Annotated in this window: 17 protein-coding genes; 14 read left to right on the top strand and 3 right to left on the bottom strand. The window is 62.0% G+C overall.

Annotated elements, in window-relative coordinates; all coding sequences use genetic code 11:
- Positions 1-4: 4 nt before the first annotated feature.
- From tauB to tauD, 3 genes are read left to right on the top strand one after another with little or no spacing between them, the layout of a single operon-like run.
- Entirely contained in the window at positions 5-784 is a 780-nt protein-coding gene (gene tauB / locus PspS35_RS01185) for a taurine ABC transporter ATP-binding subunit (RefSeq protein ID WP_159932425.1), read from the top strand.
- Entirely contained in the window at positions 781-1,608 is an 828-nt protein-coding gene (tauC, locus tag PspS35_RS01180; RefSeq protein ID WP_159932424.1) for a taurine ABC transporter permease TauC, read from the top strand. Before tauB ends, tauC begins: the two co-directional genes overlap by 4 nt.
- A gap of 14 nt (positions 1,609-1,622) precedes the next feature.
- A complete protein-coding gene (tauD, locus tag PspS35_RS01175; protein ID WP_159932423.1) occupies positions 1,623-2,459 on the top strand; it encodes a taurine dioxygenase in 837 nt (278 codons plus the stop codon).
- A gap of 57 nt (positions 2,460-2,516) precedes the next feature.
- Here tauD and mgrA read toward each other — a convergent pair whose 3' ends face one another.
- The 3 genes from mgrA to epsC form a co-directional block, all read right to left on the bottom strand.
- Entirely contained in the window at positions 2,517-3,554 is a 1,038-nt protein-coding gene (mgrA, locus tag PspS35_RS01170; protein ID WP_159932422.1) for an L-glyceraldehyde 3-phosphate reductase, read from the bottom strand.
- Between the two features lie 135 nt (positions 3,555-3,689).
- Complete coding sequence (gene betT / locus PspS35_RS01165) at positions 3,690-5,651, bottom strand: choline transporter BetT (protein WP_163033287.1); 1,962 nt, start codon at positions 5,649-5,651, stop codon at positions 3,690-3,692.
- Between the two features lie 306 nt (positions 5,652-5,957).
- Positions 5,958-6,884, bottom strand: a complete 927-nt coding sequence (gene epsC / locus PspS35_RS01160) for a serine O-acetyltransferase EpsC (RefSeq protein ID WP_159932421.1) — start codon at positions 6,882-6,884, stop codon at positions 5,958-5,960.
- Between the two features lie 166 nt (positions 6,885-7,050).
- On the opposite strand from epsC, the gene PspS35_RS01155 reads away from it, so the two are divergent.
- From PspS35_RS01155 to PspS35_RS01105, 11 genes are all read left to right on the top strand, one after another.
- On the top strand, positions 7,051-8,046 hold the full coding sequence (locus tag PspS35_RS01155; RefSeq protein ID WP_159932420.1) for a D-cysteine desulfhydrase: 996 nt from the start codon (positions 7,051-7,053) through the stop codon (positions 8,044-8,046).
- Positions 8,047-8,278: 232 nt separating this feature from the next.
- Entirely contained in the window at positions 8,279-9,073 is a 795-nt protein-coding gene (gene tcyJ / locus PspS35_RS01150; RefSeq protein WP_159932419.1) for a cystine ABC transporter substrate-binding protein, read from the top strand.
- Positions 9,073-9,738 (top strand): cystine ABC transporter permease, encoded by a 666-nt coding sequence (gene tcyL, locus PspS35_RS01145; protein ID WP_159932418.1) that lies wholly within the window; start codon positions 9,073-9,075, stop codon positions 9,736-9,738. Before tcyJ ends, tcyL begins: the two co-directional genes overlap by 1 nt.
- 3 nt (positions 9,739-9,741) lie before the next feature.
- Positions 9,742-10,488, top strand: a complete 747-nt coding sequence (tcyN, locus tag PspS35_RS01140) for an L-cystine ABC transporter ATP-binding protein TcyN (RefSeq protein WP_159932417.1) — start codon at positions 9,742-9,744, stop codon at positions 10,486-10,488.
- A 381-nt stretch (positions 10,489-10,869) separates the two neighbouring features.
- Entirely contained in the window at positions 10,870-11,646 is a 777-nt protein-coding gene (locus tag PspS35_RS01135; protein ID WP_159932416.1) for a hypothetical protein, read from the top strand.
- Between the two features lie 187 nt (positions 11,647-11,833).
- Complete coding sequence (locus PspS35_RS01130; RefSeq protein ID WP_159932415.1) at positions 11,834-13,075, top strand: SfnB family sulfur acquisition oxidoreductase; 1,242 nt, start codon at positions 11,834-11,836, stop codon at positions 13,073-13,075.
- A 26-nt stretch (positions 13,076-13,101) separates the two neighbouring features.
- The gene (locus PspS35_RS01125; RefSeq protein ID WP_159932414.1) at positions 13,102-14,295 is read left to right on the top strand and encodes an SfnB family sulfur acquisition oxidoreductase; all 1,194 of its coding nucleotides are present in this window, start codon (positions 13,102-13,104) and stop codon (positions 14,293-14,295) included.
- Positions 14,295-15,647, top strand: a complete 1,353-nt coding sequence (locus PspS35_RS01120) for an LLM class flavin-dependent oxidoreductase (protein WP_159932413.1) — start codon at positions 14,295-14,297, stop codon at positions 15,645-15,647. Before PspS35_RS01125 ends, PspS35_RS01120 begins: the two co-directional genes overlap by 1 nt.
- A 68-nt stretch (positions 15,648-15,715) precedes the next feature.
- Positions 15,716-16,531: a MetQ/NlpA family ABC transporter substrate-binding protein gene (locus PspS35_RS01115; protein WP_159932412.1), complete on the top strand. Its 816-nt coding sequence runs from the start codon at positions 15,716-15,718 to the stop codon at positions 16,529-16,531.
- Positions 16,528-17,643, top strand: coding sequence for an ATP-binding cassette domain-containing protein (locus PspS35_RS01110; RefSeq protein ID WP_159932411.1), 1,116 nt, complete (start codon positions 16,528-16,530; stop codon positions 17,641-17,643). The genes PspS35_RS01115 and PspS35_RS01110 overlap by 4 nt, the downstream gene beginning before the upstream one ends.
- On the top strand, positions 17,633-18,277 hold the full coding sequence (locus PspS35_RS01105; RefSeq protein WP_056858169.1) for a methionine ABC transporter permease: 645 nt from the start codon (positions 17,633-17,635) through the stop codon (positions 18,275-18,277). Before PspS35_RS01110 ends, PspS35_RS01105 begins: the two co-directional genes overlap by 11 nt.
- Positions 18,278-18,313 lie beyond the last annotated feature (36 nt).

The raw sequence follows: 18,313 nt of genomic DNA, 5'->3' as shown, positions 1-18,313 counted from the left end.
CGCGATGGCCTTGCTACAACTGGAGCGCATCAGCGCACAGTACCCAGGCGCCCCGGAACCGGTACTGGCGGATATTTCACTCGACCTCGGGCCCCAGCAATTGCTGGTGGCCCTCGGCCCTTCCGGCAGTGGCAAGACCTCGCTGTTGAACCTGATTGCCGGTTTTGTCGAACCCTCTGCCGGGCGCATTACCCTTGATGGTGTGCCGGTCAAAGGCCCGAGCGCCGAGCGCGGCGTGGTGTTCCAGGACGACGCGTTACTGCCCTGGCAGGACGTGTTGGCCAATGTCGGGTTCGGCCTCGAACTGGCCGGCGTACCCAAGGCGCAACGCGAGGTGCGGGCCCGGGAAATGCTCGCGCTGGTGGACCTGGCGGGTTTCGACAGCCGCCGTATCTGGCAGCTGTCGGGCGGCCAGAAACAGCGCGTCGGCCTGGCCCGCGCCTTGGCCGCCGACCCTCGCGTATTGCTGATGGACGAGCCCTTCGGCGCCCTCGATGCCTTCACCCGCGAACAGATGCAGGAGCTGCTGCTGCAAGTGTGGCGGCGCACAGCCAAGCCGGTGTTCCTGATTACCCATGACATCGAAGAGGCGGTATTTCTCGCCACCGACTTGATCCTGCTGGCGCCCAACCCCGGACAGATCGTCGAGCGTCTGCAGCTGGATTTCGGCCAACGCTACGCCGCTGGCGAATCGGCGCGGGCAATCAAGTCCGATCCACGCTTTATCGAAACCCGTGAACACGTGCTGGGCAAAGTGTTCTCGCAACGGCAGGTGTCCGCATGAGCAGTTACGAACTCCCCGCCACCGCCGTCAAGCCGGTGCTGATCCCGGTGCGCCGCAGCCTGAGTACGCGCTGGATCAGCCTGTTGACGCTCATCGCGTTACTGGCCATCTGGTGGGCCGTCACCGCCACCGGCTTGATCGAACCGCTATTCCTGCCGCCGCCGTCCGCCGTGCTGCAAAAGGGCTGGCTGCTGGCAACCACGGGCTACATGGACTCGACCTTGTGGCAGCACCTGGGCGCAAGCCTCAGCCGTATTGGGCTGGGCTTGGGCTGTGCGGTACTGACCGCCGTGCCGGTGGGCATCGCCATCGGTTCCAATCGCATTGCCCGTGGCGTTCTCGACCCACTGATCGAGTTCTACCGGCCGATTCCGCCGTTGGCCTATCTGCCGTTGATCGTGATCTGGTGCGGCATCGGCGAGCTGTCCAAGGTGCTGCTGATTTACCTGGCGATCTTTGCACCGATTGCCATCGCCACCGCGACCGGCGTGCGCACCGTCGACCCGGCCAAGCTGCGTGCAGCGCAGTCCTTGGGTGCCAGCCGTGCGCAACTGATTCGCCACGTGATCCTGCCAAGCGCCCTGCCCGACATCCTCACCGGCGTGCGCATCGGCCTGGGTGTGGGCTGGTCGACATTGGTGGCCGCCGAACTGATCGCGGCCACCAGCGGCCTGGGCTTTATGGTGCAGTCGGCCGCGCAGTTTCTGGTCACCGATGTGGTGGTGCTGGGGATTCTGGTCATCGCCCTGATCGCCTTCGCTATGGAAATGGGCCTGCGCGCCCTGCAGCGTAAATTAGTGCCTTGGCATGGCCAGGCACACTGAGTGATGAGAATTAAATGAGCAGCCTGACCGTTACCCCACTAAGCACCGCCCTGGGCGCCCAGATCAGCGGCGTCGATATCACGCAACCGTTGAACCCCGAACAGCGCGACGCCATCGAACAGGCGTTGCTGACTCACTCAGTGTTGTTCTTTCGCGACCAAGCCATCACCCCACAGCAACAGGCGCGCTTCGCGGCGAACTTTGGCGACCTGCACATTCACCCGATCTACCCCAACGTGCCGGAACAGCCCGAAGTGCTGATCCTCGACACCGCCGTCACCGACGTGCGCGACAACGCCGTATGGCACACCGACGTAACCTTCCTGCCCACCCCGGCGCTCGGCGCAGTGCTCAGCGCCAAGCTGCTGCCGGCGTTTGGTGGCGACACGTTGTGGGCCAGCGGGATTGCGGCGTACGAGGCGCTGTCCGAGCCGTTGAAAGTGCTGCTCAACGGGCTCACCGCCACCCACGATTTCACCAAGTCTTTTCCGCTGGAGCGCTTCGGCAACACCGCTGAAGACCTGTTGCGCTGGGAAGAAACCCGCAGGAAGAACCCGCCGTTGTCCCACCCGGTGGTGCGCACACATCCCGTGAGTGGGCGTAAGTCGCTGTTTGTGAGTGATGGTTTCACCACCAAAATAAACGAACTGGAACCGGCCGAGAGTGAAGCGATTCTGAAGCTGCTGTTCGCCCACGCGACGCGCCCCGAATTCACCATCCGCTGGCGCTGGCAGGAGAACGACGTCGCGTTCTGGGACAACCGCGTGACCCAGCACTACGCGGTCGATGATTACCGGCCGCAGCGGCGGGTGATGCATCGGGCGACGATTCTTGGGGATGTACCGTTCTAGTCGCCACACTGAAAATCAAATGTGGGAGGGGGCTTGCCCCCTCCCACACTGACCGAGTTATTCAGCCGTCGATGGCTTTTCCCACAAGTTAATCCCACCTTCCTGCGCAAACCGATCGATCTCTGCCAGCTCTTCGGCACTGAAGCTCAAGTTCTTCAACGCCCCGACGTTCTCGATAATCTGCTCCGGCCGGCTGGCACCAATCAGCGCGCTGGTTACCCGTGGGTCGCGTAAGGTCCAGGCCAGCGCCAGTTGCGCCAGGCTCTGGCCACGACGCTGGGCGATTTCGTTCAGCGCACGCACGTGAGCGATGTTGGCTTCGGACAAGTGCTTGGCCTGCAACGAACCACCGCCAGGGCGATTGACCCGCGCATCGGCCGGCACGCCGTTGAGGTATTTGTCGGTCAGCAAGCCTTGGGCCAGCGGCGTGAAGGCGATCACCCCGGCACCGAGTTCTTCGGTGGTATCCAGCAGGTCTTTTTCCACCCAGCGGTTGAGCAGGTTGTAGGCCGGCTGGTGGATCAGCAGCGGTACTTTCCACTCTTTGAGCAGCGCCGCGATTTCACGGGTTTTTACCCCGGAATACGACGAGATGCCGATATACAACGCCTTGCCTTGTTGCACGGCGGTGGCCAGGGCGCTGGCGGTTTCTTCCAGCGGGGTGTCGGCGTCAAAACGGTGGGAGTAGAAAATATCCACATAGTCGACGCCCAGGCGTTGCAGGCTCTGATCGAGGCTGGCCAGCACGTATTTGCGCGAACCGCCGCCCTGGCCGTATGGGCCGGGCCACATGTCCCAACCGGCCTTGCTGGAGATGATCAATTCGTCGCGGTACTGCTTGAAGTCTTCGCGCAGCAAACGGCCGAAATTGATCTCGGCGCTGCCGTAGGGCGGGCCGTAGTTATTGGCCAGGTCGAAGTGGTTTATCCCTAGGTCGAACGCGGTGCGCAACAGGGTGCGCTGGGTGTCGATCGGGGTGCTGTCGCCAAAGTTGTGCCACAGCCCCAGGGACAGTGCGGGCAGCACCAACCCACTGCGGCCTACGCGGCGATACGGGATAGATTCATAGCGGTTTTCGGCAGCAATGTACGTCATCGAATCCTCTCTGGGCTTAGGGCAAATAAGGCCTGGGAATAAGGTTATTCCCAGGCCTTTTAACCAGCTGAATCGCTTAAGTCTGCCCTTTCGTTTTACAGCAAATGGCTGCCCGAATGGAACGACAAGATCGCCTCAACGCACCAGGTGCAGGAACTGCAAATGTCGCTCGTACTGGTCGAGGATGTCGTTGATGATCTGCTCCTTGGTGTAGCCCACCAGGTCGTAGTCCTGGCTGCCTTCACTCAAGTGCACTTCCGCCCGATAGTAGCGGCGGTTGTTGATCTCTTTGGAGCCCATGCCGCCACGGGCGAACGACGGTGTGAAGTAGCCGCGCATCTGCACCTGGTAGATGAACGGATGTTCCTCGCCATGGCCGATTTCCAGGCTGACGCTATCGTTGGACGGGTCCGGTTGAGTCACCACCGAAAGGCCCTTCTCGACAAACACCGCCGTCACTTCTTCAATCGCCGGGCGCACCGTCGATTCAAGGAAGCGGTACACCTCATCACGCGATGGGAAATGCACCGCCTGGCTCAAGCGCTGGCGCCAGCCGCCCTTGCCTTTGCGCGAAGCCGAGATCGGCGCCAACGAATGCAACTGTGCGATCTGCTTTTGCGACTCAAGATAGAACGCCTTGTGCAGCCCCCACATCATCAGCAGCAGGATCAGCGAGAACGGCAACGAAGTCAGCACCACCGCGGATTTCAGCGAGTCGATGCTACCGGCAAACAGCAATGCGCTGGTGACCAGCGCCGTCATCGCACCCCAGAACACCCGCAGCCATTTCGGCCCGTCTTCATCGGCGTTGCCGCCTTTGGACGACAAGGTCGACAGCACCACCGTGCCCGAGTCCGCCGAGGTGACGAAGAACACGAAGCTGATAAACACCGTCACCGCGATCACGGTTTTACTCCACGGATAGGTTTCCAGCAGCAGGTAGAGGCTCATCGACGGGTCATCGATGGCCGACTGGCCGAGGGCTGTCATGCCGTGATTGAGCACCTGGTCGATGGCGCTGTTACCAAAGATCGACATCCACGCCAGGGTGAAGCCCAGGGGGATCAGCAGCACGCCGAACACGAATTCGCGGATGGTACGGCCACGGGAAATACGCGCGATAAACAGGCCCACGAACGGCGACCATGCGATCCACCAGGCCCAGTAGAACACCGTCCAACCGCCCAGCCAGTCGCTGGGTTTATCGTAGGCGTACACATCGAAACTCTTGGTCGGCAAGGCGCCCAGGTAGTCGCCGATGTTCTGGATCAAGGTGTTGAGCAAGTGCTGGGTGGGGCCGGCAAACAACACAAACAGCAGCAGCGCACAGGCCAGCAGCATGTTGATGTCGGACATCACCCGCACACCCTTGTCCACGCCGGCCACCGCGACCAGAATCGCCGCGCCCATCATCAGGGTGATCAAACCCACCTGAATCCACTGGGTGTGAGCGATGCCGAACAAGTAGTCGAGGCCGGAGTTGAGGTGCAGCACGCCGAAGCCCATGTCGGCGCCCAGGCCAAACACCGTGGCGATGATGCCAAAGCCATCCACCGCATAGCCGATAGGCCCGTTGATGCGTTTGCCGATCAGCGGGTACAGCGCCGAGCGCAACGCCAGCGGCAGGTTATGCCGATAGGCGAAATATGCCAGCGCCATGCCGACAAACGCGAACACGCCCCAGCCGTGCAGGCCCCAGTGCAGAAACAGGATCTGCATGGCCTGGCGCGCAGCATCGGCGTTCATCGGCGCGCCTTGCGGCGGCTGCACCAGGTGCGTCAGTGGTTCAGACACGCAGAAGAAAAACAGCGTGATGCTGATCCCGGCGGCGAACAGCATGCCGGCCCAGGACAGGTAACTGAATTCGGGCTCGTCGTGGTCGGCACCGAGTTTTATCTTGCCGTAGCCCGATAGCGCGGTGACCACCACGAAGACCAGATACAGGGTCATCGCCAGCATGTAGTACCAGCCGACCGTATTGGCCGCCCAGTTTTGCGCCGCCAGCAACCAGGCACCGGCCTGTTGCGGGATAGCGATAACAGTGATGCCGAACAGCAGGATGAAGGTCGCGGCGAAGTAGAAAACCGGCGCATTCATGCGCACTTGGCCGCTGGCTGGGGTGGACGATGCACTCATGAACGATGCACCCCGAGGTTGAAGGATGTGGCTGTAGATAACGGACTCAGCAAAGGTAAGCCTCCTGTTGTGAGCGGGCAGCGAACCACCGGGTTTAACTTGAACGAACGTTCAAGTTAAACATGAATAGGTGGTTTTGGACTAATCGCAGGGCTGAGTGGTATGACGGGTGAACAAAGGAAATCGTTCAGCGACTGCTGACTGAAACACGGCCTCGGTGTGGAATGCCCCTTCCCACAGGGTTTGGTGTGATTTTCAAGACCGGCGCTATTTCTGCGCCCCATCCTCATGCTGCAAATTCGCCTGGGTGATGTTCGCCTCAGCGGGCACGCTGCGAGTCAGCCACACATTGCCGCCAATGGTCGAGCCTTTGCCGATGGTGATCCGCCCCAGGATCGTCGCCCCGGCATAGATCACCACATCGTCCTCGACGATCGGGTGACGTGGATGGCCCTTCTGCAACTGCCCATCCTCATCCGCCGGGAAGCGCTTGGCGCCCAATGTCACGGCCTGGTAGATGCGCACCCGTTCGCCGATGATCGCGGTTTCGCCGATCACCACACCCGTCCCGTGGTCGATAAAGAAACTCGGGCCGATCTGTGCACCGGGGTGGATGTCGATGCCAGTGGCCGAGTGGGCGATTTCCGCGACGATCCGCGCCAGCAACGGCAGGCCGGCGCGGTACAGGTGGTGGGCCAGGCGATGGTGAATCACCGCCAGGATCCCCGGGTAGCACAACAGCACTTCATCCACGCTGCGTGCGGCTGGGTCGCCGTGGTAGGCCGCCAGCACGTCGGTGTCGAGCAGGCTGCGCAACGACGGCAGGGCCAGGGCGAAATCCTGGATCAGGCGGATGGCATGGGCGTCGATCTGGCTGTCATCCTGGCCACCCTGACGCGCGGCATAACGCAGTTCCAGGCGCGCCTGGGCGAGCAAGGCATTCAGCGCGACATCGAGGGTATGGCCGACGTAGAAATCTTCACTTTCTTCACGCAGATCCGCCGGCCCCAGGCGCATCGGGAACAGCGCGCCACACAACGCTTCGAGGATCTGCGCAACCGCCTCCCGGGACGGCAACTCGCGGCCGCCATGCTCGCCGCTCAAGCGGCCGTTGCGCGTGCGCCACTGGTCGCGGGCGCCGCGCAACTGGCTGACGATGGTCTGTAATTGCCAATGGCTGGAACGCTCACTCACGGTATTCACTCCTGATGTAATGGCCATCACTTTACGGTATGCACCCTGGCCGCCCTTAAGAACCAATGGTGTGATGCTCAGAACCATCCGGCATAAGCGATTGACGGTTGCCCGATGAAAAGTGCCTGCCTATAGTCGCCTCATCCCTTAGCCACCGTGCGTAGCCATGATCAAGCAACAGCTCGACCGTTTTAACCGTCTGGAACTGCTGGGCGCGGCCACTGCCCTGGAAAAACTCGAGCGGCTGTCGGCCTGGCTGGGCAGGGACATCTACGTCAAGCGCGACGACACCACGCCACTGGCGATGGGCGGCAACAAGCTGCGCAAACTCGAATACCTGGCGGCCGATGCCATCGCCCAGGGCGCCGACACCCTGGTGACGGCGGGCGCCATCCAGTCCAACCATGTGCGCCAGACCGCCGCCCTCGCGGCCAAGCTCGGCCTGGGTTGCGTCGCCCTGCTGGAAAACCCCACCGGCACTGAAGACCCCAACTACCTGGGCAACGGCAACCGCCTGCTGCTGGAGTTGTTCGACGCCAAGGTGGAGTTGGTGGAAAACCTCGACAACGTCGACGACCAGCTCAATGCCCTCGCCGACCGCTTGCGCAGCAACGGCAAGAAGCCCTACCTGGTGCCCATCGGCGGCTCCAACGCCCTCGGCGCCCTGGGTTATGTACGCGCCGGCTTGGAGCTGGCCGCGCAGATCGAAGACAGCGGGGTTGAGTTCGCGGCCGTGGTGTTGGCCTCCGGCAGCGCAGGCACCCACAGCGGGCTCGCATTGGCATTGAGTGAAGTGTTGCCGCAATTGCCCGTGATCGGCATCACCGTTTCGCGCCCTGAAGAAACGCAGTTCCCGAAAGTACAGGGCCTGGCCGAACGCACCGCCGAGTTGCTCGGTGTGGATATCCCCGAAGCGTTCAAGGTGATCTTGTGGGACGAATACTTCGGCCCCCGTTATGGCGAACCGAACGCCGGCACGCTTTCGGCGGTCAAGCTATTGGCCAGCCAGGAAGGCCTGCTGCTCGACCCGGTCTACACTGGCAAGGCCATGGCCGGGTTGCTGGATGGCATCGGGCGTCAGCGCTTTGAAGACGGCCCGATTATCTTCCTGCACACCGGCGGGGCGCCGGCGTTGTTTGCCTATGAGTCGGTTTTCAACTGAATAAACGCGGGCTATATGCGGGAGGGGGCAAGTCGAATCGTCGCACCGCCCCTCCCACATTGGACTCAACCAATATTCCAAAATGGAATATGAATTAAGATTTATATTATTTTCAAGTCTTAAAACCTAGCTTTATCATCGCGCCGAAGGCGAAGACGCGCTTCGTGCTTTAAGGCAGGATACGACTACCGCGTCACCTGCTTCGCTCAACATAAAAACACAGGGGCTCTTCATGACTATTTCTGCATTTCGTCGCACATTGCTGGTCGGCACTTTGGGTCTGGCGCTCGGTGCCAGCCTGCTGGGCCAGGCCGTTGCCGGCGAGCAACTGGGTAACATCAAAAAAGCCGGCGAGATCAAAATCGGTTTGGAAGGCACCTACCCGCCGTTCAGCTTCGTCGACGAGAGCGGCAAGCTCAGCGGTTTCGAGGTCGAGCTGTCCGAAGCCCTGGCCAAGGAGCTGGGCGTCAAGGTCAAGCTGCAAGCCACGCCCTGGGACGGCATCCTCGCGGCCCTGGAATCCAAGCGCCTGGACGCTGTGGTCAACCAAGTGACCATCTCTGAGGAGCGCAAGAAGAAGTACGATTTCTCCACGCCGTACACCGTCTCCGGTATCCAGGCGCTGGTGCTGAAAAAGAACGTCGACAGCATCAAGGCCGCTAACGACCTGGCCGGCAAAAAAGTCGGCGTAGGCCTGGGCACCAACTACGAGCAATGGCTCAAGGACAACCAACCCAAAGCCATCATCAAGACCTATAACGATGACCCAACCAAGTTCCAGGACCTGAAAGTCGGCCGTATCGACGCCATCCTGATCGATCGCCTGGCCGCACTGGAATACGCCAAGAAAGCCCCGGACACCGCTGCTGCCGGCGATGCCTTCTCCCGTCAGGAAGCCGGTATTGCCCTGCGCAAAGGCGAGCCTGAACTGCTGGAAGCGGTGAACAAGGCCCTCGACAAGCTGCGCGCCGATGGCACCCTGAAGAAGCTGTCCGAGAAGTACTTCAACGCTGACGTCACTCAATAATGGAAGCAAGTTTCCAACTCGCGCTGGACTCCGCGCCCTTTCTGCTCAAGGGCGCGTACTACACGGTGATTCTTAGCCTTGGCGGGATGTTTTTCGGCTTGCTGCTGGGCTTCGGCCTGGCCTTGATGCGCCTGTCGCGCTTCAAGCTGTTGAGCTGGACCGCCCGCGTCTACGTGTCGTTCTTTCGCGGCACGCCCTTGCTGGTACAGCTGTTCTTGATCTACTACGGCTTGCCGCAAGTGGGCATCGAGCTGGATCCGATCCCGGCCGCCATGATCGGCTTTTCGCTGAACATGGCGGCCTACGCCTGTGAAATCCTGCGGGCCGCCATCGCGTCTATCGAGCGTGGCCAGTGGGAAGCCGCTGCCAGTATCGGCATGACCCGTGCGCAGACCCTGCGCCGGGCCATCCTGCCGCAAGCGATGCGCACCGCGCTGCCGCCGCTGGGCAACAGCTTTATTTCGCTGGTCAAGGACACGGCGCTGGCTGCCACCATCCAGGTGCCGGAGTTGTTTCGCCAGGCGCAACTGGTGTCGGCGCGCACCTTCGAAATTTTCACCATGTATCTGTCCGCCGCCCTGATCTACTGGGTGCTGGCGAGCATCCTGGCGCATTTTCAAAATCGTCTGGAAGACCGGGTCAACCGGCATGACCTGGAGTCTTGAAGCATGATCGTGGTTGAAAAACTGACCAAACAATTCAAGGGTCAAGTGGTGCTCAACGGCATCGACCTTGAGGTCAAGGAAGGCGAAGTCGTCGCCATCATCGGCCCCAGCGGTTCCGGCAAGACCACCTTCCTGCGCTGCCTGAATTTCCTCGAAGAACCCACCAGCGGCCGCATCAAGGTGGGTGACATCCAGATCGACGGCAGCAAACCGCTCAACCAGCAACAAGGCCTGGTGCGACGCCTGCGCCAACACGTGGGCTTTGTGTTCCAGAACTTCAACCTGTTCCCCCATCGCACGGCGCTGGAAAACGTCATCGAAGGCCCCACCGTGGTCAAGAAGATGCCGCGCGAAGACGCTATTGCCTTGGGGCGCCAACTGCTGGCCAGGGTCGGCCTGGCGGGCAAGGAAGACGCCTACCCACGGCGCCTGTCCGGTGGCCAGCAACAGCGCGTGGCGATTGCCCGTGCGTTGGCTATGGAGCCGGAGGTGATTCTGTTCGACGAACCCACCTCCGCCCTCGACCCGGAGCTGGTCGGCGAAGTGCTGGCGACCATCCGCAGCCTGGCTGAGGAGAATCGCACCATGGTCATCGTCACCCACGAAATGAGCTTTGCCCGAGACGTGGCCAACCGAGTGATCTTTTTCGACAAGGGCGTGATCGTCGAACAGGGCGAAGCCAAGGCGTTGTTTGCCAACCCGCGGGAAGAACGAACCAAGCAGTTCCTGAGCAAGTTTCTGGCCCACTAACACCGCTTGATTGTGGCGAGGGCGCTTGCCCCGTTGGGCTGCGCAGCAGCCCCAGCATTTTGCGCAGCGCTTAGCTCTTCAACGGGAGCAAGCGCCCTCGCCACACTCAGTGTTCCTACAGCAAGTCCTCGCCCGCACCGGGTAAAACAGCCCCGCAATCCCCCCTTAAAATCCCCCGCCCAGTCAGACCCATCTGAATATCCGCGAACCCGCTGTTTAGCCCTTTGCCGCCATTGACGCCCCCAGGCCAACCCTCTTATCTAAGGCCCAGAGGATTGGATCCTATCCCGGCTATTCACTGAATCGTTCCTTTCAGCCCCCTTGCGCACCCGCGCCAAAGGGCTGGAACGATGGCTGCTGGCTGCATCAAGGAGATGACATATGACGCGTACTGCAACCGAGGCAATGCTCACCGCCCCAAGCCTGCCCCAGGCTAATCGGCATGGCATCAACGCACTGGCGGCCGCACAGCTGCTGGTGGACATCGCACCTTACCCCGGCATGGATGAAGGCGACCTGATCGAGCTGTTCTGGAACAACTGCTTTGCCGCCTCACGCAGGGTGACGGCGTGCAAGGTCGGTACCCCCACCCCTTTGCGGGTCCCGGAAAGCTTTGTACAGGACGGCCTGGCACGGGTTCACTACCAGATCATGCAGATCGGCCATAGCCCGGCGCGCTCGCCCGTGACCACGGTACGGGTCAAGACCCGCTGCCCGGGCGGTGAGCCAACGGCGCTGTACAGCGACGAAAACCAGAACCTGGCCCCCGTCGGCTTGCCCGATACCATCCGCCGCTACGGCGTCAACTCAAACCAGGTCCGACGCGGTATTCCACTGACCATCGAGCCCTACCTGAACATGACCGCCGGCGACGCCATCACCCTGCGCTGGGGCGATGTGCGCCTGGACCTGCCCCCGATCCGGGCGAAAGCCGTGGGCCTGGCGGTGCAGGTCTGGATACCCTCGTCGGTGATTGTCGAAGCCGGTGATGACAGTCGCCTGGAGGTGACGTACTGCATTCTGGATCGCGTCGGCAACAACTCGCGCTGGGCGCCGGCCCGCACATTACGCATTGCCGCCTGCGCGCCGAGCCGCCCGGCCGCGACCGCGCAGATCTATCAACCACGCCCCTTCGGCTCCCCCTGTGAACCTGGGTGAAGGCCCTTCTATGCATATTCCCAAAAGTTAGTTTATTTAAATATTTAACAAGCTTAGGGTATATGCACCGGACCACCGGACATCTTTGATTTTTCTGTTTTCATTTCATTGAATGCGAGGTCGGTATGGTCAGGATTACCCCGGTGCACAACGCCAGGGCATTACGTGCAGCCAAGGAGCGGCGCTGATGTCTAACTTGGCTCTAACACCCCCCCAGCGCGATCTGGACGTAGCACCGCTGCTGTTGCCGGCCGCCGTGCTGCGCAACGACGCCGAGGCGCTTGACGCAGCCCACGCGCTGGCCCAGGCCGCGCGCCTGCAAGCTGCCACACGTGATCAGCAACGCAAGCTGCCATGGGCGCAACTCGAACAGTTCACCCGCAGCGGGCTGGGCAGTATTTCCATCCCCCGCGAGTACGGCGGCCCACAGGTGTCATTCACCACCCTGGCCGACGTGTTCGCAATCATCAGTGCGGCAGACCCGGCCCTCGGGCAGATCCCACAGAACCATTTCGGCATCCTGCACCTGTTGCAGGGTGCGGCCACCGAGCGCCAGAAAAAGCAGCTGTTCCAAAGCGTGCTCGACGGCTGGCGCATCGGCAACGGCGGCCCGGAACGCGGCACCAAGAACACCCTGGAGCTCAAGGCGCGCATCACCGCCGTGGGCGACGGTTACGTGATCAGCGGCCAGAAGTTCTACTCCACCGGCGCGCTGTTTGCCCATTGGGTGGCGGTCAAGGCGTTGAACGATGACGGCAAGCAAGTCATGGCATTCGTACGCCGTGGCACCGAAGGGCTGCGCATCGTCGATGACTGGTCCGGCTTCGGCCAACGCACCACCGCCAGCGGCACAGTGTTGCTGGACCAAGTGCCGGTGGATGCCGACCTGGTGGTCGACAACTGGCGCATCGGCGACAGCCCGAACATCCAGGGCGCGGTGTCGCAATTGATCCAGGCGGCCATCGACGCCGGCATCGCCCGTGGCGCCCTCGATGACACCATCGCGTTCGTTCGCGAGCGTTCGCGCCCGTGGATCGACGCCAAGGTCGAACGCGCCAGCGATGACCTGTACGTGATCGCCGATATCGGCAAGCTGAAGATCGAACTGCACGCCGCCGAAGCCCTGCTGCGCAAGGCCGGCCAGGTGCTGGACCAGGTCAGCGCTGCACCGATTACCGCACAGTCCGCCGCCCGCGCCTCAATCGCCGTGGCCGAGGCCAAAGTGCTGACCACCGAAGTGTCGTTGCTGGTCAGCGAAAAACTCTTCGAACTGGCCGGCAGCCGCGCCACCCTCGCCGAGTTCAACCTCGACCGGCATTGGCGCAACGCCCGCGTGCACACCCTGCACGACCCGGTGCGCTGGAAGTATCACGCCGTCGGCGCCTATCGCCTAAACGGCACCTTGCCGGCTCGCCATTCCTGGATTTAACCGACCAGACCTCTGGAGAAATACACATGACTCTTTCTCACCACGTCGCGGTTATCACCAGCGATGAACAAGCCCTTATTGTCGCCAGCGACCTGGCCGAAGACTTTCGCCGTGACAGCATCCTGCGCGACCGCGAACGCCGCCTGCCCTTGCCTGAGCTGGACGTGTTCTCGCGCTCCGGCCTGTGGGGCATCAGCGTGCCCAAGGAGTACGGCGGCGCCGGCGTGTCCAACGTCACCCTGGCCAAGGTCATCGCCCTGATCGCCCAGGCCGACGCCTCCCTGGGCCAGATCCCGCAGAACCACTTCTACGCCCTTGAAGTGCTGCGCGTGAACGGCAGCCCGGCGCAGCAACAACGCCTGTACGCCGAAGTGCTGGCCGGCCAGCGCTTGGGCAATGCCCTGGCGGAACTGGGCACCAAGACCGCCCATGACCGCGTCACACGCATCACCCGCGACGGCGATGGTTTTCGCATCAGCGGCCGCAAGTTCTACTCCACCGGTGCGATCTACGCGCAACGCATCCCCACCTCGGTGGTGGACGAACACGGCGTGCAGCAACTGGCGTTTGTACCGCGCGATAGCGAAGGCCTGAGCGTAATCGACGACTGGAGCGGCTTTGGCCAGCGCACCACCGGCAGCGGCTCGGTGGTGTTCGACAACGTGTGGGTCGCCGCCCAGGATGTGATTGCGTTCCAGAGCGCCTTTGAACGCCCGACGACGGTCGGCCCGCTGGCGCAGATCCTTCACGCCGCGATCGACACCGGTATCGCCCGCGCCGCGTTTGAAGATGCGCTGCACTTTGTACGCACCAAGACCCGCCCGTGGATCGACGCCGGCAACGACAAAGCGACTGAAGACCCGTTGACTCTCAAGAGCTTCGGCCACTTGAGCATCCGTCTGCACGCCGCCGAGGCGTTGCTGGAACGCGCAGGCGAATACCTCGACCGCGCACAAGCCGACAGCAATGCCCAAAGCGTTGCAGCCGCCTCGATTGCCGTCGCCGAAGCCCGCGCCTTGAGCACCGAAATTTCCCTGGCCGCCGGCAGCACGCTGTTCGAACTCGCCGGCAGCCAGGCGACCCTGGCCGAGCACGGCCTCGACCGCCACTGGCGCAACGCCCGCGTGCACACCCTGCACGACCCGGTGCGCTGGAAGTACCACGCCGTGGGCAATTACTACCTCAACGATGAAAACCCGCCACTGCGGGGGACCATCTGATGACGAAGAAAAAAATCCTGCTCAATGCCTTCAACATGAACTGCATCGGGCACATCAACCACGGCCTGTGGACCCACCCACGGGATACGTCCACCCAGTACAAGACCATCGAGTATTGGACTGAGTTGGCGCAAACCCTGGAGCGCGGGCTGTTCGACGGTTTGTTCATTGCCGACATCGTCGGCGTGTACGACGTCTACCAACACTCCATCGACGTACCGCTCAAGGAGTCGATCCAACTGCCGGTCAACGACCCGTTGCTGCTGGTCTCGGCGATGGCTGCGGTCACCAAAAACCTGGGCTTCGGCCTTACCGCCAACCTCACGTATGAGGCGCCGTACCTGTTCGCCCGGCGCATGTCCACGCTCGATCACCTGAGCCGTGGCCGGGTGGGCTGGAACATCGTCACTGGCTACCTCGACAGCGCCGCCAAGGCGATGGGCCTTACCGAGCAGGTCGAGCATGACCGCCGCTACGACCAGGCCGATGAGTACCTGGAGGTGCTCTACAAACTCTGGGAAGGCAGCTGGGAAGACGACGCGGTGATCAACGACCCAGCGCAGCGGGTCTACGCGCAGCCGGGCAAGGTGCACAAGGTCGAGCACCACGGCGAGTTCTATCAGGTGCAGGGGTATCACCTGTGCGAACCATCGCCGCAGCGCACGCCGGTGCTGTTCCAGGCTGGCAGCTCGGACCGTGGCCTGCTGTTCGCCGGGCGCCATGCCGAGTGCGTGTTTATCAGCGGGCAGAACAAGGCGTCGACCAAAGTCCAGGTGGACAAGGTGCGCGCCAGCGCAGTCGAGGCCGGACGCAATCCGGATGACATCAAGGTGTTCATGGGCCTCAACGTGATCGTTGGCGCTACCGAAGAGCTGGCCTGGGCCAAGCACGCCGAGTACCTGAGCTACGCCAGCGCAGAGGCCGGCGTTGCGCATTTCTCGGCCTCCACCGCGATTGATTTTGCCGAATACGAACTGGACGAACCGATCCAGTACGTGAAGAGCAACGCGATCCAGTCGGCCACCAAGAACCTGCAGAACAACGACTGGACCCGGCGCAAATTGCTGGAGCAGCACGCCCTCGGTGGGCGCTATATCACCTTGGTCGGCTCGCCCGAACAGGTGGCGGATGAGCTGGAGTCGTGGATCAGTGAGACCGGGTTGGATGGCTTCAACCTGACGCGGATTGTGACGCCGGAAAGCTATGTGGATTTCATTGACCTGGTGGTGCCGCAACTGCAGAAGCGCGGGTCGTACAAGACCGCGTATGAGCAAGGAACGTTAAGAGAAAAAGTCTTCCAAGGCAGCGCCCGTCTACCCGAACAACACACCGGTTCCACCTACCGCCACTGATTGAAAAATGTGGGAGGGGCGGTGGATCTCCACTGTTTGTACAAATACCTTATGACTGGAAATTAACCATGAAAAAAATACTGCTCTCCTACCCAGTCAAAGCACTGGCCCTGGCCCTTGGTTTGTTCAGCTCGGCGGTGTTCGCCGCCGATGCGCCGCTCAAAGTCGGCACCACCGCCGCCTTCGCGATTCCCCTGGAAGCGGCCGTCGCCGAAGCCGGCAAGCAGGGCCTCAACGTCGAGTTGGTGGAATTCACCGATTGGATCGCGCCCAACGTCAGCCTGGCGGCCGGCGATATCGACGTGAACTACTTCCAGCACATCCCGTTCCTGGAAAACGCCAAGGCCGCCGCCGGGTTTGACCTGGTGCCGTACGCGCCGGGCATCATCAACAACGTCGGGCTGTATTCGAAAAAGTACAAAAGCTTCAACGAACTGCCCGAAGGCGCCAGCGTGGCCATCGCCAACGACCCGATCAACAGCGGGCGCGGCCTGCAACTGCTGGCCAAGGCCGGGCTGATCACCCTCAAGCCAGGCGTGGGCTACAAGGCCACCGAAGAAGACATCGTCGCCAACCCGAAGAAAATCAAAATCCTGCAAGTCGAGGCCGTGCAGTTGGTGCGCGCCTATGACGATGCCGACCTGGTGCAGGGCTACCCGGCGTATATCCGTCTGTCCAAGACCTTCGATGCGGAGTCGGCGCTGCTGTTCGACGGCCTCGACCACCCGGAATACGTGATCCAGTTCGTGATCCAACCCAAGCGTAAAACCGACCCGCGTGTGATCAAGTTCGTCGATATCTACCAGCACTCGCCGGTGGTGCGCGCCGCCTTGGACAAATCCCTGGGCAAGCTCTACCAAGTCGGCTGGGAAGCTAAAAAATGACCGCCGCCAACACCCAACTGCGCGACCTGGGCACAGCGCCCAGGGACGCCGAGCAGACCGAGTTGCACCCGGACCTGAACCGCGCCCACGTGCGCTTTATCAACCTGGGCAAGACCTACGACGGCACGGTGCATGCCCTGCAAGGCATCGACCTGGCGATCCAGCGCGGTGAAGTATTCGGCATCATCGGCCGCAGCGGCGCCGGTAAATCCTCGTTGATCCGCACCATCAACCGCCTGGAGCAACCGAGCAGCGGGCGCGTGCTGATCGATCAGGTAGACATCGGCGATTTCGACGAAGACCACCTGGTGGCGCTGCGTCGGCGCATCGGCATGATCTTCCAGCACTTCAACCTGATGTCGGCCAAGACCGTGTGGCAGAACGTCGAGTTACCGCTCAAGGTGGCCGGCGTGCCCAAGCTCCAGCGCGAGCAAAAGGTGCGTGAGTTACTGGAGCTGGTGGGCTTGCAGGACAAGCACAAGGCTTACCCGGCGCAGCTGTCCGGTGGGCAGAAACAGCGCGTGGGCATCGCCCGCTCGCTGGTGCACGACCCGCAGATTTTGCTATGCGACGAAGCCACCTCGGCGCTGGATCCGGAGACCACTCAATCGATCCTCGGCCTGCTGCGCGAGATCAACCAGCGCCTGGGCCTGACCATCGTGCTGATCACCCATGAGATGGCGGTGATCCGCGACATCTGCGACCGCGTGGTGGTGCTGGAGCACGGGCGCATTGTCGAACAAGGCCCGGTGTGGGAAGTGTTTGGCAACCCTCGGCATGAGGTCAGCAAAACCTTGCTGGCGCCGCTGCAACACGGGCTGCCGGAAGAACTGCAAAGCCGTCTGCACAGCACGCCCTCATCAGCGGATGCCGCTGTGGTGCTGCGCTTGCAGCTCACTGGCGGCGCCAGCGATGAACCCGACCTGGCCGCACTGTTCAGCGCCCTCGGCGGGCGCGTGCGCTTGTTGCAAGGCGGCGTGGAACGCATCCAGGGCCACGCCTTGGGGCAATTGCTGCTGGCGGTGAATGGCTCGCCCCACAGCGCCGAAGAACTGCGCAACCGCGCCGCGAATTGGGCACAACACGTGGAGGTGCTGGGCTATGTGGTTTGATCGTTTATTGCAGGGCGCCATCGACACCTTGCTGATGGTCGGCGTGTCGTCGCTGATCGCGTTGCTGGTGGGGATTCCGCTGGCGGTGTTTCTGGTGACCAGTGACAAGGGCGGCATCTACCAGGCACCGGCGTTGAACCGGGTGCTGGGGGCCTTCGTCAATCTGTTCCGCTCGATTCCGTTTTTGATTTTGATGGTGGCCTTGATCCCGTTCACCCGGTTGATCGTGGGCACCACCTACGGCGTGTGGGCGGCGGTTGTACCGCTGACCATCGCGGCCACGCCGTTCTTCGCACGCATCGCCGAAGTGAGCCTGCGCGAGGTCGACCACGGCTTGATCGAAGCCGCACAGGCTATGGGCTGCCGCCGCTGGCACATCATCTGGCATGTGCTGCTGCCCGAAGCGCTGCCGGGGATTGTCGGCGGTTTTACGATTACGTTGGTGACCATGATCAACTCGTCGGCGATGGCCGGCGCGATTGGTGCCGGCGGCTTGGGCGACATTGCCTACCGCTACGGCTATCAGCGCTTTGATACGCAGATCATGCTCACGGTGATTGTGCTGCTGGTGGTGCTGGTGGCGGTGATTCAACTGGGCGGCGATCGCCTGGCGCGGGTGCTGAACAAGAGGTGAGGTATAGTCGGGCGATCTCAGTGCCCGGTATTCAGC

The organism is Pseudomonas sp. S35 (assembly GCF_009866765.1).
GTDB lineage: Bacteria > Pseudomonadota > Gammaproteobacteria > Pseudomonadales > Pseudomonadaceae > Aquipseudomonas.
Note: the sequence above shows the minus strand (reverse complement) of the source record. Positions and strands in the feature narration are given on the sequence as shown.

Coding starts and splice junctions, on each gene's coding strand:
- tauB (WP_159932425.1), top strand. CDS start 5: ATGGCCTTGCTACAACTGGAGCGCATCAGCGCACAGTACCCAGGCGCC.
- tauC (WP_159932424.1), top strand. CDS start 781: ATGAGCAGTTACGAACTCCCCGCCACCGCCGTCAAGCCGGTGCTGATC.
- tauD (WP_159932423.1), top strand. CDS start 1,623: ATGAGCAGCCTGACCGTTACCCCACTAAGCACCGCCCTGGGCGCCCAG.
- mgrA (WP_159932422.1), bottom strand. CDS start 3,554: ATGACGTACATTGCTGCCGAAAACCGCTATGAATCTATCCCGTATCGC.
- betT (WP_163033287.1), bottom strand. CDS start 5,651: ATGAATGCGCCGGTTTTCTACTTCGCCGCGACCTTCATCCTGCTGTTC.
- PspS35_RS01155 (WP_159932420.1), top strand. CDS start 7,051: ATGATCAAGCAACAGCTCGACCGTTTTAACCGTCTGGAACTGCTGGGC.
- tcyJ (WP_159932419.1), top strand. CDS start 8,279: ATGACTATTTCTGCATTTCGTCGCACATTGCTGGTCGGCACTTTGGGT.
- tcyL (WP_159932418.1), top strand. CDS start 9,073: ATGGAAGCAAGTTTCCAACTCGCGCTGGACTCCGCGCCCTTTCTGCTC.
- tcyN (WP_159932417.1), top strand. CDS start 9,742: ATGATCGTGGTTGAAAAACTGACCAAACAATTCAAGGGTCAAGTGGTG.
- PspS35_RS01135 (WP_159932416.1), top strand. CDS start 10,870: ATGACGCGTACTGCAACCGAGGCAATGCTCACCGCCCCAAGCCTGCCC.
- PspS35_RS01130 (WP_159932415.1), top strand. CDS start 11,834: ATGTCTAACTTGGCTCTAACACCCCCCCAGCGCGATCTGGACGTAGCA.
- PspS35_RS01125 (WP_159932414.1), top strand. CDS start 13,102: ATGACTCTTTCTCACCACGTCGCGGTTATCACCAGCGATGAACAAGCC.
- PspS35_RS01120 (WP_159932413.1), top strand. CDS start 14,295: ATGACGAAGAAAAAAATCCTGCTCAATGCCTTCAACATGAACTGCATC.
- PspS35_RS01115 (WP_159932412.1), top strand. CDS start 15,716: ATGAAAAAAATACTGCTCTCCTACCCAGTCAAAGCACTGGCCCTGGCC.
- PspS35_RS01110 (WP_159932411.1), top strand. CDS start 16,528: ATGACCGCCGCCAACACCCAACTGCGCGACCTGGGCACAGCGCCCAGG.
- PspS35_RS01105 (WP_056858169.1), top strand. CDS start 17,633: ATGTGGTTTGATCGTTTATTGCAGGGCGCCATCGACACCTTGCTGATG.